The 16,943-nt window shown below is 71.0% G+C and carries 17 protein-coding genes; 13 read left to right on the top strand and 4 right to left on the bottom strand.

From position 1 onward, the window contains the following. Positions 1 to 16 precede the first annotated feature (16 nt). Both AOM00_RS06605 and AOM00_RS06600 read right to left on the bottom strand, forming a co-directional pair. On the bottom strand, positions 17 to 682 hold the full coding sequence (locus AOM00_RS06605; RefSeq protein ID WP_062302949.1) for a potassium channel family protein: 666 nt from the start codon (positions 680 to 682) through the stop codon (positions 17 to 19). Then, complete coding sequence (locus AOM00_RS06600) at positions 675 to 2,045, bottom strand: TrkH family potassium uptake protein (RefSeq protein ID WP_062517032.1); 1,371 nt, start codon at positions 2,043 to 2,045, stop codon at positions 675 to 677. The genes AOM00_RS06605 and AOM00_RS06600 overlap by 8 nt, the downstream gene beginning before the upstream one ends. 173 nt (positions 2,046 to 2,218) lie before the next feature. Between AOM00_RS06600 and AOM00_RS06595 the strand changes: the two genes are divergently transcribed. Both AOM00_RS06595 and AOM00_RS15195 read left to right on the top strand, forming a co-directional pair. Beyond that, a complete protein-coding gene (locus AOM00_RS06595; RefSeq protein WP_062517031.1) occupies positions 2,219 to 2,452 on the top strand; it encodes a helix-turn-helix domain-containing protein in 234 nt (77 codons plus the stop codon). An 86-nt stretch (positions 2,453 to 2,538) separates the two neighbouring features. Continuing rightward, a complete protein-coding gene (locus tag AOM00_RS15195; RefSeq protein WP_074789180.1) occupies positions 2,539 to 2,637 on the top strand; it encodes a 30S ribosomal protein bS22 in 99 nt (32 codons plus the stop codon). A 279-nt stretch (positions 2,638 to 2,916) separates the two neighbouring features. Here AOM00_RS15195 and AOM00_RS06590 read toward each other — a convergent pair whose 3' ends face one another. Then, the gene (locus AOM00_RS06590; protein WP_062517030.1) at positions 2,917 to 3,777 is read right to left on the bottom strand and encodes an HAD family hydrolase; all 861 of its coding nucleotides are present in this window, start codon (positions 3,775 to 3,777) and stop codon (positions 2,917 to 2,919) included. 76 nt (positions 3,778 to 3,853) lie between these two features. Between AOM00_RS06590 and AOM00_RS15400 the strand changes: the two genes are divergently transcribed. From AOM00_RS15400 to AOM00_RS06555, 7 genes are read left to right on the top strand one after another with little or no spacing between them, the layout of a single operon-like run. Next, entirely contained in the window at positions 3,854 to 4,090 is a 237-nt protein-coding gene (locus AOM00_RS15400; RefSeq protein WP_062517029.1) for a glutaredoxin family protein, read from the top strand. Between the two features lie 19 nt (positions 4,091 to 4,109). Next, entirely contained in the window at positions 4,110 to 4,727 is a 618-nt protein-coding gene (locus AOM00_RS06580) for a histidine phosphatase family protein (RefSeq protein WP_062517028.1), read from the top strand. Further along, on the top strand, positions 4,724 to 5,296 hold the full coding sequence (locus tag AOM00_RS06575) for a TlpA family protein disulfide reductase (protein WP_176564444.1): 573 nt from the start codon (positions 4,724 to 4,726) through the stop codon (positions 5,294 to 5,296). Before AOM00_RS06580 ends, AOM00_RS06575 begins: the two co-directional genes overlap by 4 nt. Next, entirely contained in the window at positions 5,293 to 6,057 is a 765-nt protein-coding gene (locus AOM00_RS06570) for a cytochrome c biogenesis CcdA family protein (protein WP_369345421.1), read from the top strand. Before AOM00_RS06575 ends, AOM00_RS06570 begins: the two co-directional genes overlap by 4 nt. Next, on the top strand, positions 6,057 to 7,664 hold the full coding sequence (resB, locus tag AOM00_RS06565; protein WP_062517027.1) for a cytochrome c biogenesis protein ResB: 1,608 nt from the start codon (positions 6,057 to 6,059) through the stop codon (positions 7,662 to 7,664). The genes AOM00_RS06570 and resB overlap by 1 nt, the downstream gene beginning before the upstream one ends. Then, complete coding sequence (ccsB, locus tag AOM00_RS06560) at positions 7,661 to 8,680, top strand: c-type cytochrome biogenesis protein CcsB (RefSeq protein WP_062517026.1); 1,020 nt, start codon at positions 7,661 to 7,663, stop codon at positions 8,678 to 8,680. The genes resB and ccsB overlap by 4 nt, the downstream gene beginning before the upstream one ends. 4 nt (positions 8,681 to 8,684) lie before the next feature. Beyond that, positions 8,685 to 9,806: a glycosyltransferase family 4 protein gene (locus tag AOM00_RS06555; RefSeq protein ID WP_062517025.1), complete on the top strand. Its 1,122-nt coding sequence runs from the start codon at positions 8,685 to 8,687 to the stop codon at positions 9,804 to 9,806. Positions 9,807 to 10,043: 237 nt separating this feature from the next. On the opposite strand, the gene AOM00_RS06550 is transcribed toward AOM00_RS06555, so the two are convergent. Beyond that, entirely contained in the window at positions 10,044 to 11,036 is a 993-nt protein-coding gene (locus tag AOM00_RS06550) for a LacI family DNA-binding transcriptional regulator (RefSeq protein WP_062517024.1), read from the bottom strand. A gap of 262 nt (positions 11,037 to 11,298) precedes the next feature. Between AOM00_RS06550 and AOM00_RS06545 the strand changes: the two genes are divergently transcribed. The 4 genes from AOM00_RS06545 to AOM00_RS06530 are packed head-to-tail and all read left to right on the top strand — an operon-like array spanning position 11,299 to position 16,939. Then, the gene (locus tag AOM00_RS06545) at positions 11,299 to 12,648 is read left to right on the top strand and encodes an ABC transporter substrate-binding protein (RefSeq protein WP_062517023.1); all 1,350 of its coding nucleotides are present in this window, start codon (positions 11,299 to 11,301) and stop codon (positions 12,646 to 12,648) included. Between the two features lie 34 nt (positions 12,649 to 12,682). Further along, on the top strand, positions 12,683 to 13,726 hold the full coding sequence (locus tag AOM00_RS06540; protein WP_062517022.1) for a carbohydrate ABC transporter permease: 1,044 nt from the start codon (positions 12,683 to 12,685) through the stop codon (positions 13,724 to 13,726). Positions 13,727 to 13,730: 4 nt separating this feature from the next. Further along, the gene (locus AOM00_RS06535; protein ID WP_082096707.1) at positions 13,731 to 14,624 is read left to right on the top strand and encodes a carbohydrate ABC transporter permease; all 894 of its coding nucleotides are present in this window, start codon (positions 13,731 to 13,733) and stop codon (positions 14,622 to 14,624) included. Then, entirely contained in the window at positions 14,621 to 16,939 is a 2,319-nt protein-coding gene (locus AOM00_RS06530; protein ID WP_062517021.1) for a beta-xylosidase/alpha-l-arabinosidase, read from the top strand. Before AOM00_RS06535 ends, AOM00_RS06530 begins: the two co-directional genes overlap by 4 nt. Positions 16,940 to 16,943 lie beyond the last annotated feature (4 nt).

Genomic DNA, 16,943 nt, shown 5'->3' with positions numbered 1-16,943 from the left:
CCGGCGCGCATCGTCCCTACGGCCGCTGCGAGAAGCGCTCGAGCAGCTCGCCCTCGCCCGCGACCACCAGCAGGTCCTCGGGACCCACGACCGTGTCCGGGCGGGCGTACTCGAACTCCTCACCCGCGCGCTTCACGCCGATGACGTGGACGCCGTAGGAGCCCTGCAGGTCCAGCTTCTCGAGCGTGAAGTGGTGGGTCTCCTTGGGGGCGGACATCTTCACGATGGTGAAGCCGTCCTCGATCTCGATGTAGTCGAGCATGTTGCCGCCGACGGAGTGGGCGATGCGTGCGCCGGCCTCGGCCTCGGGCAGCACCACGTGGTGGGCGCCGATGCGCTCGAGGATGCGCTTGTGCTCGACGGACGTCGCCTTGGCCCAGATCTCCTTGACGCCGATGTCGACCAGGTTGCCGGTGATGAGCACCGACGCCTCGAGCGACGTGCCGACGCCCACGACGGCCGCGGAGAAGTCCTGCGCGCCGATCTGCTCCATCGCGCGCGGATCCGTGCCGTCGGCCTCGACGCAGGGGATGCGCTTGGACCAGCGCTCGACCACGGCGGGATCGCGCTCGACGCCGAGCACCTCGACGTCCATGTTGTCGAGCGTGTCCGCGATCGCGGAACCGAAGCGTCCCAGCCCGAAGACGATGACGCCGGCGGCGGTCGAGTCGTTGCTAGCCAATGATCGGCCTTTCTGACGGGTACCGGATCACGCGGCGCTGCCGGTTGAGCATGAGCGCCGAGGCGAGCGTGAGCGAGCCCACGCGTCCCAGGTACATCGTGATGATCAAGGTCATCTTCGCATCGCCGTCGATGGAGCCGGTGATGCCGGTCGAAAGGCCGCATGTCGCGTACGCGGAGACCACCTCGTAGAGCGCACGGTCGAGGGCGATGTCGGTCTGCCACATGAAGATGCCGGTCGCGATGATGACCACCATGAGGCCCATGAGCGTGATGGATACCGCGACGCGCAGCACCTCGGTGCCGATGCGCTTGCCGAACGCCTCGATGTCGCGGCGACCGCGCGCCTCGGCCCACGCGGCCAGCACCAGCACGGCCAGCGTGGTGACGCGGATGCCGCCCGCCGTCGACCCGGATCCGCCGCCGACGAACATCAGGACGTCCTCGAGCAGCCACGTCTGCTCGCGCGCGAGCCCGATGTCGAAGGACGCGAAGCCGCCCGAGCGCTGGTTGATCGACTGGAAGAAGATGTTGCCGATGGTCTTGCCGGAGGAGTGGTCGCCGAGCGTGTCCGGGTTGGTCCACTCGAACACCGCGAGGAACGATGCGGAGATGAAGGCCAGCACCGTGACCGTGACGAGCGTGAGCTTGGTGTGGAGCGACCACTTCCTCGGGTTCCGCTCGCGCAGCAGGTTGAGGTACACGGGGTAGCCGAGCGCGCCGATGAAGACGCCCATCGCGATGGGCACCAGCATCCATAGGTCGCCGGCATACGGGTACAGGCCCACGGGATCGGGGGAGAAGCCCGCGTTGTTGAACGCGGATACCCCGTAGAACAGCGAGTAGCCCAGCGACTTGGGCCAGCCGTAGTCGAGCGTGAGGAAGCGCGGGATGAGGATCGCCGCGATGACCAGCTCCACGGTGGTCGAGACGACGATGACGGTGCGCAGCAGCGACGCGAGGTCGCCAAGGCCGGAGGCGCGGGACTCGCCCGCGGCGAGGATGCGCTGGGTGAGGCCCAGGCGGCGTGACACGGCAAGGCCGGCGAGCGACGCCAGCGTCATGATCCCGAGGCCGCCGGCCTTGATCCCGAGGCCGATGATGGCGAGGCCGAGGGGCGACCAGAAGGTGCCGGTGTCGACGGTGGTGAGGCCGGTCACGCACACGGCCGAGGTCGCGGTGAAGAGCGCGTCGATGAACGGGGCGCGGTGGCCCTCGGTGGTGGCCCACGGCAGCGACAGGAGCCCCGTGAAGATGAGGATGGTGAGCGCGAAGGCGCCGAGGGTGAGGCGGGCCGGCGACTCGAGCGCGACGCGGTCGACCCACTCGCCGAACGCATCACGCGCCTCGCGCAGGCTTGCCATCGATCTCCTCACCTCGGGGCGCGTCCGCCCTGCTTGCGGCCCCGCGCGTGAGCCTAGCCCCACCCCCATCATCGGCGCGTCTCCCACACTTCACAACTGTCACATCAGCCCCTACAGTTATGAGTGCGTCCGGCCGATAGATGCGCTGGATGCTTCGAGAGGGACGAGACGACATGGCTGAGAACGCGCGCACCACCTTCCTCACGGTTGCGGAGGTCGCGGAGCTGGTCCGGGTCTCGCGCATGACGGTGTACCGGTGGATCCACAACGGCGAGCTGCCCGCGGTGCGCTTCGGCCGGTCCTTCCGCGTCCCGCAGCAGGCGGTCGAGCAGTTCATGGAGCAGGCCGCGCTTGCGGGAGGGTACCTCACCGAAGATGACGGCAGGGCTACCGGCACGGTAGGCTAGGGGATCGTCTGTCGCGTCCAGCGCGGCCTGGACGCCGGCGTGCGTGAGCACGCTCCGCACGTTTTTTATCGAATGAGGTAGGTCCCGTGGGTTCCATCATCAAGAAGCGCCGCAAGCGTATGTCGAAGAAGAAGCACCGCAAGCTGCTTCGCAAGACGCGCCACCAGCGCCGCAACAAGAAGTAAGCGCCTCGCGCTTCGGACGCCCGTCCCGCCACCCGGCGGGGCGGGCGTTCTGCTGTCCAGACCCATCCACGGAAGTGGTAGGTCAGTGTCGGCTGCTGGACATCGCCACCTCGCAGTGGTGGCTGATTGTCGGGCCCGTCCTGGACGCGACTGTCAGGTACCACTGTGAGGCGAGAACCTCCGGGAACCGACCAAGGGCTACCACTTTCGGTGGGGCCGGGAGGCGGGAGCCGGGGGCCGGGGGCCGGGGGCCCGGGGCGGGGCCGGCGGGCGGAGCGGCTAGAGCTCGCGGGCCTCGTCCGTGTGCGGCTGCTCGGGCGACGAGGCCCGTCGCGGCAGCCGGAAGAGCCCGCGTGCGGCGCCCTTGAGGCCGCGCGAGACCTGGATGGTGATCCACGCGGCGCCGGTGATGGAGGACTTCACGATGCCGCGGCGGCCGCTCTTGCGGCGCTTGCGGAACTCCCGCATCGCCCACCCGCGCTTGGTCGCGAGCCGGCGCATCTTGGGGTCCGGGTTGATCGCGCACGGGTGGCCCACAGTGGCGAGCATCGCGGCGTCGTTGACCGAGTCGCCGTACGCGTAGCTCGCCTCGAGGTCGAGCCCGCGTTCCGCCGCGAGCGTGCGCACCGCATCGGCCTTGTGGGGGCCGTGGAGGAACTCGCCCACCAGGCGGCCGGTGTAGTGGCCGCCCTCGTGCTCGGGCACGGTGCCCAGCGCGCCCGTCGCGCCGATGCGGCGCGCGACCATGCGGCCCACCTCGATGGGGGAGGCCGTGACGAACCAGACCTCGTGCCCGGCTTCGAGGTGCTCGTCGATGATCGCCTTGGTGCCGGGGTAGACGCGGCTCGCGAGGAGCTCGTCGTAGACCTCCTCGGCCACCGCGGTCATCTCCGCGACGGACCAGCCCTTGACGATAGTCAGTCCGTGCTGGCGCAGGCGGTCCATCTGCTCATGGGACTCGCCGAACAGGACGTAGGCGGTCTGCTCGTACGCGAACTTCACGATGTCCCGCAGGGTGAAGTAGTCGCGCTGCCAGAGACCGCGCGCGATATGGAACGAGCTCGCGCCCTTGATCACCGTGTTGTCGACGTCGAAGAACGCGGCCACGCGCGTCCCGGGTCGAGCGGCATCGGAGGTCACCGCTCAACTGTACCGAGGGCCCCGCGCTGCTCGGCTCCTGAGCCTGTCGACGTCACCGGCCGCCTATCCTTGGGCGATGCGCTCCCGAGCAGTCCTCTACAGCCGCGTGGGCTGTCACCTCTGCGACGACGCCCGCGCGGTGCTCGTCGAGGTCTGCGGCGCCGCCGGCGAGGGCTTCGACGAGATCGACATCGACGGCGACCCGGAGCTCCGGGCGCGCTACGGAGACGAGATCCCCGTGGTGACCGTGGACGATGAGGTGGTCGGCTTCTGGCGCATCGACCCAGAGCGCGTGCGCAAGGCGCTCGCGTAGACGGGTGACAATAGGACCCATGTCCCGCGTGCACGTCCTTCGCCACGGCCATGTCCACAATCCCGACGGGATCCTGTACGGCCGCCTCCCGGAGTTCCGCCTGTCCGACACCGGGCAGGCGATGGCGCAGGCCGTCGCCGGCCACCTGGTCGCGGTCGACGCGGGCATCGGGCGCGTGGTGGCCTCCCCGCTCCTGCGCGCGCAGCAGACCGCCGCGCCCATCGCGGCCGCCTTCGGGCTCGACATCGCCACCGACGAGCGCGTGATCGAGGCCGACAACATCTTCGCGGGCGAGCGCACCCCGCGTCCGATCGACTTCATCAAGCCCAAGAACCTGTGGCGCGTCCGCAACCCGTGGACGCCCTCGTGGGGCGAGCCCTACGTCGAGCAGGCCTCCCGCATGCGCGCCGCGATCATCGACGCCGCCGCGGCCAGCCCCGACGCGCCGACCGTGATCGTGAGCCACCAGCTGCCCATCTGGGTCGCGCGATGCTCGGCCGAGGGCCGCTCGTACGTCCACGACCCGCGCTCGCGCGAGTGCGCGCTCGCGTCCCTGACCTCGTTCGACGTGGACGGCGACAGCATCGTCTTCGCCGGCTACGAGACCCCTGCCGGGCACATCGAGGTGCCGCGGTGAAGCCCGCCGCGCGCATCGCCATCCTCGTCGCGGTGGTCGCCGCGATCGTGCTCACGCTCGCCGCATGCGCGCCGGGCGACGCCGCCGAGTCTCCCGGCTACGTGTCCGGCGACGGCACCGTGACCGTCTTCGACGCGGGCGACCCGGTCGCGCTCGCGGGCACCTCCTTCGCCGGCGACGCCGTCGACATCGCGGACTACCGCGGTCAGGTGGTGCTCATCAATACCTGGTACGCCTCGTGCCCGCCGTGCCGCGCCGAGGCCTCGGACCTCGCAGAGCTCGACGCTCGCGACGACGTCCAGATCGTCGGGGTCAACGGTAGGGACGATGCGCCCACCGCGGAGGCCTTCGAGCGCACCTTCGGGATCGGCTACCCGAGCATCGACGACTCGGACGGGGCTGCGACCGCCGCGCTCCAGGGCGTGGTCGCCATGAACGCGGTGCCGACCACGCTCGTGGTGGACACCGAGGGCAACCTCCACGCGCGGATCATCGGCACCGCGGATCCGTCGACGCTGCGCTCGCTCATCGAGGAGGCCGGCGGCGAGGCCGCCGGAGCGCAGGGGTGACGCCGCTCGTCGCCGACGGATCGTTCGCCGGCATCGCCCTTTCGGGGTCGATGGCGCTCGCGATCCCCGTCGCGGTCCTCGCGGGCCTGGTGAGCTTCGCATCCCCGTGCGTGGTGCCGCTGGTGCCGGGCTACCTGGGCTACGTCTCCGGCATGGCGGGCACGGGCGGCACGGGCAGGGCGTCGAAGCCCAAGCTGATCCTGGGTGCGCTGCTGTTCGTGCTCGGCTTCTCCGCGGTGTTCGTGACGTTCGGCTTCCTCGCCTCGTCGCTCGGCGCGACGCTCGCGCCCTACCTCACGCTCATCACGCGCCTGCTGGGCGTGGTGATCATCCTGCTGGGCTTCGCCTTCATGGGCGCCGTGCCGTTCCTCCAGGCGGAGAAGCGCATGCACGTGAGCCCCACCGCCGGCCTCGCGGGCGCGCCCGTGCTGGGCGTCGCGTTCGGGTTGGGGTGGACCCCGTGCATCGGACCCACGCTCGGCGCCGTCTACGCCCTGAGCCTGTCCGAGGCGACCCAGGGCCGTGGCGTCGCGCTCGCGATCGCGTACTGCGTCGGGCTCGGCCTGCCGTTCGTCCTGCTCGCGGCGCTGTTCGAGCGCTCGGGCAAGGTGCTGGGCTGGCTCAAGCGCCACCGGCTCGCGCTCATGCGCGTCGGCGGCGCGCTGCTCATCGTGCTCGGCGTGCTTCTGGTGACGGGCCTGTGGGACCGTCTCGCGCTCGAGCTGCAGGGGTGGATCGACGGCTACTGGACGGCGGTCTGATGGCGCGCCTCAAGCTCGACAACTACGTCATCGCGGACGCCCCTCGGCTGGGTCCGCGCGGCTGGCTGCGGTGGATCTGGCGTCAGGTCACGTCGATGCGGGTCGCGCTGATCCTGCTCCTGCTCCTCGCGCTCGCGTCGATCCCCGGCTCGGTGCTGCCGCAGTGGCCGCAGGATGCGGCGGCGACGCGTGCCTTCATCGACGACAACCCGTTCTGGGGCCCGTTCCTCGACGCGACGGGCTTCCTCGACGTCTTCGGCTCGGCATGGTTCACCGCCATCTACGTGCTGCTGTTCGCGTCGCTCATCGGCTGCATCGCGCCGCGCGCGTTGCACCACTACCGCGAGCTGCGCCGCCCCATCGCCGCGACCCCCCGCTCGCTCGCTCGCTACGCGCCGGTCTCGGAGGACTCCTCGCTGGCGGTGGACGATGCGCTCGCCGCCGCGCGCGCCGAGCTTCGCCCCCGGCCCGGTCGCCTAGGCGCGCTCACGGGCTACCGTGTGCGGCTCGACCGACGCGAGGGTGGCGAGGTGGCGCTCGCCGCGGAGACCGGCGCGGTCCGCGAGCTGGGCAACCTGGTCTTCCACACGGCGCTGGTGCTGGTCCTGCTCGCCGTCGCCTACGGCACGCTCTTCACCTATCGCGGCCAGGCGATCGTGGTCGAGGGTCGGTCCTTCACCAACGCGGTGGTCGCGTACGACACGTTCTCCTCGGGCGCGCTCTTCGATCCGTCCGACCTCGACCCGTTCACGCTGCGGCTCGACTCGCTCGACGCATCGTTCTCCGACACCGGCCGCCCGCTGCACTTCCAGGCGAACGTGACGTTCACCGAGCCCGGCGAGGACCCGGTGCAGACCGACATCTCGGTCAACCACCCGCTCGAGTCCGGCGACGCCAAGATCTACCTCCAGGGCAACGGCTACGCGCCGGTCATCACGGTGCGCGACAGCGCCGGGGAGATCGCGTTCTCGGGGCCCGTGGTGTTCCTCGCGCAGGATGCCGCGTACACGTCGACCGGCGTCATCAAGGTGCCCGATGTCACCACCGGCGAGCAGCTGGGCTTCAAGGCGACGCTCTACCCGAGCTTTGTCGAGGGGCCTTTCGCGGTCGGGTCGGTGCACCCAGATCCCGCGAACCCCGTGATCGAGATGCTCGCCTACACCGGCGACCTGGGCCTCGACGCGGGCGTCCCGCAGAACGTCTACCGCCTCGACGAGTCGCAGCTCAGCCCGGTGCAGGACGAGGACGGGCAGCCCGTCACGCTACGCCTCGCGCTCGGCGAGACGGTCGAGCTGCCCGACGGGCTCGGGTCGGTGACCTTCGAGGAGCTGCCGCGCTACGGCGCCTTCGACCTGCGCGCCGACCCGTCGCTGCCGTACCTGCTGGTCGCGGCGATCCTGACTCTGGCGGGCCTCGCGACGTCGCTGTTCGCGTCGCGCCGCAAGGTCTGGGTGGTGGCACGGTCGGAGGGCGGAACTACAGTGGTCACCGGCGCTGCGTACGCCCCCGCGCACGATGCGGGCGTCGCCGGCGTCCTCGAGCGCGCCCTGGCCGCGGCGTCTGGTCGCGAGCCGTCCCCGGGCGTGGAGGAGAGGGAGCAGTCATGAATCCGACCGACCTCAGCGTCGCCGCCCTGAGCGGCGCGACGGTCCTGTACGCGATCGCGATGGTCGCCTACGCGATCCGGCTCGCGCGCGTGGCGGATGACAAGGTCGCCGCGAAGGCCGTGGCCCGTGAGGCCGTCGCGGTCGGTGGCGGTGCCCAGGCGCCTGCCGTGCAGGCCGTGCTCGCACCGTCTGCCGGTGCGCGGGCCGCCAAGGCCGCCGGCATCGCCCGGTCGACCACCCTCGTGGGTGCGCTGCTCCACGCCGTCGGCCTCGCGGCACGCGGGATCGACGCGGGTCACGTCCCGTGGTCGAACATGTACGAGTACACCATCTCGGGCTCGTTCTTCGCGGTGCTGGTGTTCCTCATCGTGCAGCGCAAGCGCGACATCGCGTACCTCGGTGCCGGCGTCACCGGCTTCGCCACGGTCTCGCTCGGTCTCGCGCTCACGGTGCTCTACAAGGATGTCGACACCCTGCCGCCTGCGCTGCAGAGCTACTGGCTGGTGATCCACGTCTCGATCGCGACGCTCGTCACGGGCATCTTCGCGGTCTCGTTCATCGCCACCTCGTTGCAGCTGATGCGGGATTACCGCGAGCAGGGCGAGCTGCTCGTCGAGGGCGGCCCCGTGCGGCAGGCTTGGCGTCGCTGGCACAACACGCTGGTGCGACGCTACCGCCGCACCCGCTGGCTCGAGGCCGTCCCTCCCGCCGCCAACCTCGAGGCGCTGTCCTTCCGCCTCAACGCCGTCGGCTTCGTGCTGTGGACCTTCACCGTGATGGCCGGCGCGATCTGGGCCGAGCACGCGTGGGGGCGCTACTGGGGCTGGGACCCCAAGGAGGTCTGGTCCTTCGTCATCTGGGTGCTCTACGCCGCGTACCTGCACGCGCGCACCACGCAGGGCTGGGCCGGGCGACGCAGCGCGTGGCTTGCGATCGCGGGCTTCACCGCGCTCATCATGAACTTCACCGTGGTGAACCTGTTCTTCCAGGGGCTTCACACCTACGCAGGGTCCTGACGCCATGAAGATCGCGCTGGTGCTCGACGACAGCATCGACCGTCCCGACGGCGTGCAGCAGTACGTGCTCACGCTCGGCGCGTTCCTGTCCCGCGCGGGCCACGAGGTGCACTACCTGTGCTCGACCTCGGAGCGCTCGGATGTCACGGTCCACTCGCTGGCCCGCAACGTCGGCGTGACGTTCAACGGCAACGGGCTGCGGATCCCGCTGCCCACGTCGCGGCGCGCGATCCGGGAGCTCCTCGACCAGGAGCGCTACGACGTGATCCACGTCCAGACCCCGCACTCGCCGCTGTTCGCCGCGCGCGTGGTCGACGAGGCCCGCAAGCTGCAGGCGCGCTCGGTGCGCATCGTCGGGACGTTCCACATCCTGCCCGACTCCCGGCTGTCGGAGCTGGGCACGCACGCGCTGGGCCGCGTGCTCGCGCGCAACCTGCGCCGCTTCGACGCCTTCATGGCGGTGTCCGAGCCTGCGGCCGAGTTCGCCGCCCGGACCTTCGGGATCTCCGCGACCGTCGTGCCGTGCCCGGTCGAGGTCTCACGGTTCGCGGCCGACGCGGCCTCACGGACTCCCGAGCCGGGGGAGGACGGCCGGCTGGTGGTCGCCTTCCTGGGTCGCCTGGTCGAGCGCAAGGGCGTGCTCGAGCTGGTCCATGCGCTCGACGCGCTGCCGGTCGAGCTGCAGGAGCGGCTCGAGGTGCGCATCGGCGGGCGGGGCCCGCTCATGGGCGACCTCGAGGCCGCGATCGAGGTGAGTGCGCTGCCGCGCGTCTCGCTGCCGGGGTTCGTGGCCGAGGAGGACAAGGCCGCGTTCTTCGCCGACGCCGACATCGCGGTGTTCCCGGCGACCGGCGGCGAGAGCTTCGGGATCGTGCTGGTCGAGGCGATGGCCTCCGGCGCGGGCGTGGTGCTCGCGGGGGCGAACCCGGGGTACCTGTCGGTGATCGGCGAGGACCCTCGGGTGAGCGTGGACGCGCGGGACTCGAACGCCTTCGCGGCGGCGCTGCGGCTGCTCATCGAGGACTCGGCGGCCCGGGAGGAGCTTCACTCGGAGCAGGCCGAGCGCGTGCAGCGCTTCGACGTCGAGCGCGTGGGCGCCCAGGTGCTCGAGGTCTACGGGGTCTGACGCTCGGCACGCTGCCGCGCCGCCCTGCGGAAGTGGTAGGTCTTGGTCGGTTTCCGAGGGTTCCCGCCTCGCAGTGGTGCCTCAGTGTCGGTTGGCGTCGGCGGTCCGGCTGATGCAGGGTCGCCCGGCGCGCGGCGGCACTCCCCACGCCCGCATCGTCGGGCGACACTCACCTACCACTGTGGCGCGTGCATCGCCGAGAACCGACGGTGAGGTACCAATTCCGTAGGGAGGGGGTCAGCGCGGCGGGGCCGTCGAGGCCCTCACCACCAGCGACGTGTCCATGCGCACGTGCTGCTCGCACGGCTCGCCGGCCACGAGCGCGAGCAGCATGTGCATCGCCTCCGCGCCCATCTCCTGCAGCGGCTGGCGCACCGTGGTGAGCGGCACGGGCGCGGCGCCCGCCTCGGGGATGTCGTCGAAGCCGACCACCGAGAGGTCGTAGGGCACCGCGAGCCCGGTGTCGAGGGCGACGTCCATCGCGGCGAGCGCGGTCGTGTCGTTCGCGGCGAAGATCGCGGTGGGCGGCTCGGGCAGGCTCAGCATCGACTCGGCGGCAAGCGCCGCGAGCTCGGGCTCGTAGTTGGTCTCGACCACCAGGTCCTCGTCGATCTCGACTCCCGCCGCCTCCATCGCCGTGCGGAAGCCCTCCTCGCGGCGGCGACCGGAGTCGAGGTCGCGACGCCCGCCCAGGAACGCGATGCGACGATGCCCGAGGCCCAGCAGGTGCTCGGTCGCGAGCCGGGCGCCGGCGACGTTGTGCGAGTCGACGGTGGGCAGCGACGAGGGTCCGTAGTGCGGGTCGATCGCGACCACGGGCACGCCGGTCGCGGTGTTGAGGACCGTGGGGGTCACCAGGATCGCGCCGTCGATGAGCGTCCCGCCTAGCCGTGCGAGCGAGCGGCGCTCCCAGCCATGGCCGTGGCCGCCCGAGTGCGCGAGCAGCTCGTAGCCGCTTCCCTCCGCGGCGGCCCACGCGCCCTTCATGAGCTCCGCGGCGAACGGCTCGAAGCCGCCCACCAGGATCCCGAGCACGTTGGTGCGCTGCCCGCGCAGGCCCGCGGCGGAGAGGTTGCCTGCGTAGCCGACCTGCTCGATGATCTCCTGGACGCGCGCGACGGTCTCCTTCGAGACGCCGTAGCGGCCGTTGACCACCTTGGAGACCGTGGCGACCGAGACCCCGGCGATGCGCGCGACATCGGCGAGCTTGACCCGAGCGACCGGTTCCATGCCCGCATCGTATCCGCGTCCGGCGGGTGCGCCGCGCCTAGCCTGCGCCCTGCTGACACATGGGTGCACTCACCGCGATCTGTGCGTGCACCCATGTGTCAGGGAGGTGCGGGGCGGGAGACTCGGGCGCATCGAGCACGCGTGTCGGACGCTCACATCCACCCCGTTGCGAAAACGTTATCGATAACGATTGACGCCGCAACCGCGGGCGTGTGAGACTCGCGCTGTTCGACCTGAGTCAATGGAGACGAAAGGGGACATCATGGCGAACATGCGACGTGCCGCTGCGGGAGCGGCGATCGCGGCATCCATGGCACTTCTCGCGGCGTGCAGCTCGGACGGGGGCGACGACGGACCCACGTCGGGCGCAACCTCCGGCGGAGGCGGCGGGGACGAGCCGGTCACCCTCACGTGGTGGCACAACGGAGTGGCGGGTGACACCGGCGAGAACTCGTTGGGCGACTACTGGGACCAGGTGGCCGCCGACTACATGGCGGACAACCCGAACGTCACCATCCAGATCGAGCAGATCCAGAACGAGGACCTCCAGCGGACCCGCATCCCCACCGCGCTGCAGTCGGGCGACGCGCCCGACCTGTTCCAGCAGTGGGGCGGCGGCGAGATGGCGGCGCAGGCCGAGGCCGGCTACCTCATGGACCTCTCCGACGTCCTGAGCGACGACATCAGCCGTCTGGGCGGAGGCGTCGCCCCGTGGCAGGTGGACGGCGTCACCTACGGTCTGCCGTTCCAGTTCGCGGTCGAGGGCATCTGGTACCGCCCGAGCCTCTTCGAGGAGGCCGGGATCACCGACGTCCCGACCACCATGGACGAGCTCGGCGACGCGGTGCAGAAGCTCAAGGACGCCGGCATCGTGCCCATCGCGGTCGGCGCGGCCGACGGCTGGCCTGCCGCGCACTGGTGGTACAACTTCGCGCTGCGGTCCTGCTCGCAGGACGTGGTCGCGAGCGCGGGCACCTCGCTCGACTTCTCCGACCCGTGCTGGGTGGATGCCGGCGACCAGCTCCAGGCGTTCATCGACACGGATCCCTTCCAGCCGCAGTTCACCTCGACGGTCGCGCAGACCGGGGCGACGTCCTCGGCCGGCATGGTCGCCAACGGCGACGCGGCGATGGAGCTCATGGGCCAGTGGAACTACTTCGTCTACGAGGGCTTCACGGACGGCTCCGACGAGGCGATCGCGGCCCTGCACGAGGACCTCGACTGGTTCCCGATGCCCGCGACCGACGGCGGGTCGGGCGACCCGTCCGCCGCGATGGGTGGCGGTGACGGCTTCTCCTGCTACGTCGACGCCCCGCCGGAGTGCGCGGACTTCCTCGCGTACATCGTGAGCGACGACGTCCAGCGCGGCTACGCCGAGGCCGTGGGCGGCCTGCCGGTCGCGCCGGCGGCATCCGACGCGATCACCGACCCGGTGCTGCAGAAGATCGCGCAGACCACGTCGAGCGCGGCCTACGTGCAGCTCTGGATGGACACCCTCCTCGGACCCAACGTCGGAGGCGCCATGAACGACGGCATCGTCAACATCTTCAACGGCACGGGCGACGCCCAGGGCGTGGTCGATGCGATGGTCGCCGCCGCCGCGACGTCCTGACCTGCCCGATCCGAGAAGAAAGCGAGGCGCCCTGGTGACCGCACTGGAGGCCTCGGGTCGGAACGCGGACCCCGTCGTCGAGGAATCGACGGCGGGGTCCCGCCCCCCGACCCCCGCAACCGACCACCCCCGCCGCGCGACGGTGCGCAAGTGGGCGGAGATCGCCCTGTTCGTCGGGCCCGCGCTGGCCCTGTTCCTCACCTTCGTGGTGTACCCGGTGATCTCCGCCGCGCGGTACTCGATGTACAAGTGGAACGGCGTCTCGCAGTTCTCCGACGCCGAGTTCATCGGCTTCGAGAACTACGCCCGCGCGCTGTTCGGCGGCACCGACCCCGACACCAAGCAGGCCTTCACCACGGCGTACACGCAGCCGTTCTGGGAGGCCCTCAGCCACAACTTCGCGATCATCCTCCTGTCGCTCGCGATCCAGCTGCCCCTCGCGCTGATCGTCGCGCTGACGCTCAACCGCAAGTTCCGCGGCCGCGCCTTCACCCGCGTGGTGATCTTCGCGCCCTACGTGCTGAGCGAGGTCATCGCGGGCACCATGTGGCTCATCATCTTCGACCCCAACGGCGTCGCGACGCAGTGGATGCGCGCGATCGGGCTGGACATGCCGGCCGGGGGCTGGTTCGAGGACCCCACATGGGGCTTCTGGACCGTGTTCTTCATCATCACGTGGAAGTACGTGGGGCTCGCGATCATCCTCTTCCTCGCCGGCCTGTCGGGCGTGAGCGAGGACCTGCAGGAGGCCGCGTCCATCGACGGCGCGAGCTGGTGGCAGATCCAATGGCGGATCAACATCCCGCTCATCGGCCCCACCATCCGCATCTGGGCGTTCCTGTCCATCATCGGCTCCATCCAGCTGTTCGACATGGTCTGGGTGCTCAACCGCGGCGGCACCGCGGGGCAGTACTCGACCATCGCGAGCTACATGATGGAGATCGGCTTCTTCCGGTCCGACTGGGGCTACGGCTCCGCGATCGCCGTGATCATGTTCTTCCTCTCGTTCGTCATCGCGCTCGCCTACATGGCGACCATCCTGCGACGTGACAACGCGCATCCCGGAAAGGCCAGGTAGGGCCATGGCCACCACACAGACGCACGATGCCCCGGCCAGGGAGCCCGGCAACGTCGAGTCGCACCGCCGCAAGGGGCTCGTCCCGGAGGGCTCGACCTACCTGGCGATCGGGATCGCCCTGGTGGGCATCGCGCTCACGCTGGGCCCGATCCTCTACCTGATCCTGGGAGGCTTCCGCACGCAGGGCGACCTCGCGTCGAACCCGACCGGGCTGCCGGACCCCATCCAGTGGCAGAACTACTGGGACATCCTGTCCGGCTCGCTGTTCTGGCGCCAGCTGCTCAACTCGACTCTGGTCGCGGTGGCGACCACGGCGGCGGTGGTGCTGTTCGGGACGATGGCGGCCTACCCGCTCGCGCGCTACTCGTTCAAGGGACGCGAGCTGGTCTTCGTGATCTTCACCACGGGGCTCATGTTCCCGCTCACGGTCGCGGTGCTGCCGCTCTACCTGCTGCTGCGCGACCTCCACATCAGCGGCCTGTGGGGTCTGGTGATCCCGCAGATCGCGTTCGCGCTGCCGGTGACCATCATCATCCTGCGGCCGTTCCTCGCGGCCCTGCCCAAGGAGCTCGAGGAGGCGTCGTTCATGGACGGCATCTCGCGCATCGGATTCTTCTGGCGGATGCTGCTGCCGCTCGCGCGGCCCGCGATGGTGACCGTGGGCGTGCTCGCCTTCATCGGCTCGTGGAACGCGTACCTGCTGCCGTTGCTGCTGCTCACGGGCGACCCGTCCGGGATGACGTTGCCCCTGGGTGTCACGATCTTCCAGGGCCAGCACTCCGCCGCGACGACGATGATCATGGCGTACACCTCGCTCGCGATGCTCCCGGCGCTCGCGTTCTTCCTCCTCATGGAGCGACGGATCGTCGACGGCCTCACCGGCGCGGTGAAGGGATGACCGCCGTGGACGCCGCCGTCAGCACGCGAGTCGCCGCCCTGGTGGCGGACATGACCCTCGAGGAGAAGCTCGCGCAGATCACCGGCTTCTGGGAGGACGAGAAGGGCGACGTGGTCGCGCCGCTCCAGGGCGAGGTCTCCGTCACGGGCGGCCTCGACGAGGCCACCCGTGCGGGGCTCGGGCACTTCACCCGCATCTACGGCACCACCCCGGTGGACGCCGATGCGCGCGCCCGGGTGCTCTGGGAGCGCCAGCGCGCCCTGGTGACGGGCACGCGGCTGGGCATCCCCGCCATCGTCCACGAGGAGATCCTCACGGGGCTGTCCGCGTGGAAGGCCGCGACCTACCCCGGTCCCCTCACGTGGGGCGCGGCCTTCGACCCGGCCCTGGTCGCGCGCATGGGCGCGCTGATCGGACGCGACTGCCGCGCGCTGGGCATCCATCAGGGCCTCGCGCCCGTGCTCGACGTGGTGCGCGACCCTCGTTGGGGGCGTGTCGAGGAGTGCATCGGCGAGGATCCGTACCTGGTGGGCGAGATCGGGACGTCCTACGTCGAGGGCGTCCAGTCCGAGGGCGTGCACGCGACCCTCAAGCACTTCGTCGGGTACTCCGCGTCCACCGCCGGGCGGAACTTCGGCCCCGTCGCGATGGGGCCGCGCGAGCTGCGCGACGTCATGCTGGTGCCGTTCGAGATGGCCGTGATCGACGGCGGGGTGCGCTCCGTCATGCACGCGTACACCGAGATCGACGGCGTGCCCACGGCCGCCGACCCGACCCTGCTCACCGACGTGCTGCGCGGGCAGTGGGGCTTCGACGGCGTGGTGGTCGCGGACTACTTCGGGGTCGCGTTCCTCCACCTGCTCCACGGGATCGCGGGCGACCTCGAGGAGGCGGCGGCGCTCGCGCTCGCGGCCGGCGTCGACGTCGAGCTGCCCACGGGCGACGCGTACCTCGAGCCGCTCGCGGCAGCGGTGCGCTCGGGCGCGGTGGACGAGGCGCTGGTGGACCGCGCCGTCACGCGCATCCTCGATCAGAAGGAGCGGCTCGGGCTGCTCGACGAGGACTTCGGCGGGCCGCCCCCGGCCGGCGTCGTCCTCGACGGACCCGAGCACCGGGAGGTCGCGCGGCTGCTCGCCGAGCGGGGCATCGTCCTGCTCGCGAACGACGGCACGCTGCCTCTCGGGAGGCCGGACGATGCGGCGGGCCCCACCCCCGCATCGTCCGGCGCGGACGGCCCGGGGGCGCCGCGCATCGCGGTGATCGGCCCCAACGCGGACCGCTATCAGGCGATGTTCGGCTGCTACTCGTTCGCCAACCATGTGCTCGACAAGCGCCCCGGCACCGAGCTCGCGCTCGACGTGCCGACCGTCCTGGACGCGGTGCGCGACGAGCTCGGCCCCGTGCTCAGCGCGCAGGGCTGCGACGTCCAGGGCTCCTCGCGCGAGGGCTTCGCCGAGGCGGTGTCCGCCGCGCGCGCCTCCGACGTCGCGATCGTGGTGGTGGGGGACCAGGCGGGCCTGTTCGGACGGGGTACCTCCGGGGAGGGCTGCGACACCGACTCGCTCGAGCTGCCAGGCGTGCAGCGCGAGCTGGTGGAGGCGGTGCTCGAGACGGGCACCCCCGTGGTGCTGGTGCTGGTCACCGGCAGGCCGTACGCCGTCGCGTGGGCGCTCGAGCGGTGCGCCGCGGTGGTGCAGGCCTTCTTCCCCGGCGAGGAGGGCGCGCGCGCGATCGCGGGCGTGCTCTCAGGGCGGGTGAACCCGTCGGGCCGCCTGCCGGTGTCGCTGCCACGCTCCACCGGCGCCCAGCCCGCCGGGTACCTGCATCCGCGCCTGGGCGACGACTCCGACGTGACGAACCTGTCCTCGGTGGCGCCCATGACGTTCGGCGAGGGGCTGTCGTACACGTCCTTCGACTACGCAGGGCTGGAGGCGGCCGACGCCCCGACGGACGGCGCGATCCGCGTGACCGTGACGGTCGCGAACACGGGCGACCTGGCCGGCGACGAGGTGGTGCAGGTCTACGCCCACCAGCGCCGCGGCTCGGTGACCCGGCCCGTCGCTCAGCTCATCGGCTTCGCGCGGGTGCCGCTCCCGCCGGGGGGATCCCGGCGCGTCACGTTCGAGATCCCTGCGGCGCGGCTCGCCTTCAGCGGGCGTGACCTGGTGCGGGCCGTCGAGCCCGGGGAGGTCGAGCTGTGGGTGGGGACGCCGCGCCACCGCTCGGTGGAGGACGTGGTGTCCCTCACGGGCGCACGATGCCCGGTGGACCGGGCGAGCGCGCGGAGGGTGCGGGTGGCGATCGAAGGGGTGTAGAGGT

Source organism: Demequina gelatinilytica (genome assembly GCF_000971115.1).
GTDB classification, from domain to species: Bacteria; Actinomycetota; Actinomycetes; order Actinomycetales; family Demequinaceae; genus Demequina; species Demequina gelatinilytica.
The sequence above is the reverse complement of the archived record's forward strand: the minus strand, read 5'-3'. Positions and strand labels throughout refer to the sequence as shown.

Coding starts and splice junctions, on each gene's coding strand:
- AOM00_RS06545 (WP_062517023.1), top strand. CDS start 11,299: ATGGCGAACATGCGACGTGCCGCTGCGGGAGCGGCGATCGCGGCATCC.
- AOM00_RS06555 (WP_062517025.1), top strand. CDS start 8,685: ATGAAGATCGCGCTGGTGCTCGACGACAGCATCGACCGTCCCGACGGC.
- AOM00_RS06600 (WP_062517032.1), bottom strand. CDS start 2,045: ATGGCAAGCCTGCGCGAGGCGCGTGATGCGTTCGGCGAGTGGGTCGAC.
- resB (WP_062517027.1), top strand. CDS start 6,057: ATGGCGCGCCTCAAGCTCGACAACTACGTCATCGCGGACGCCCCTCGG.
- AOM00_RS06550 (WP_062517024.1), bottom strand. CDS start 11,036: ATGGAACCGGTCGCTCGGGTCAAGCTCGCCGATGTCGCGCGCATCGCC.
- ccsB (WP_062517026.1), top strand. CDS start 7,661: ATGAATCCGACCGACCTCAGCGTCGCCGCCCTGAGCGGCGCGACGGTC.
- AOM00_RS15400 (WP_062517029.1), top strand. CDS start 3,854: ATGCGCTCCCGAGCAGTCCTCTACAGCCGCGTGGGCTGTCACCTCTGC.
- AOM00_RS06535 (WP_082096707.1), top strand. CDS start 13,731: ATGGCCACCACACAGACGCACGATGCCCCGGCCAGGGAGCCCGGCAAC.
- AOM00_RS06580 (WP_062517028.1), top strand. CDS start 4,110: ATGTCCCGCGTGCACGTCCTTCGCCACGGCCATGTCCACAATCCCGAC.
- AOM00_RS06530 (WP_062517021.1), top strand. CDS start 14,621: ATGACCGCCGTGGACGCCGCCGTCAGCACGCGAGTCGCCGCCCTGGTG.
- AOM00_RS06595 (WP_062517031.1), top strand. CDS start 2,219: ATGGCTGAGAACGCGCGCACCACCTTCCTCACGGTTGCGGAGGTCGCG.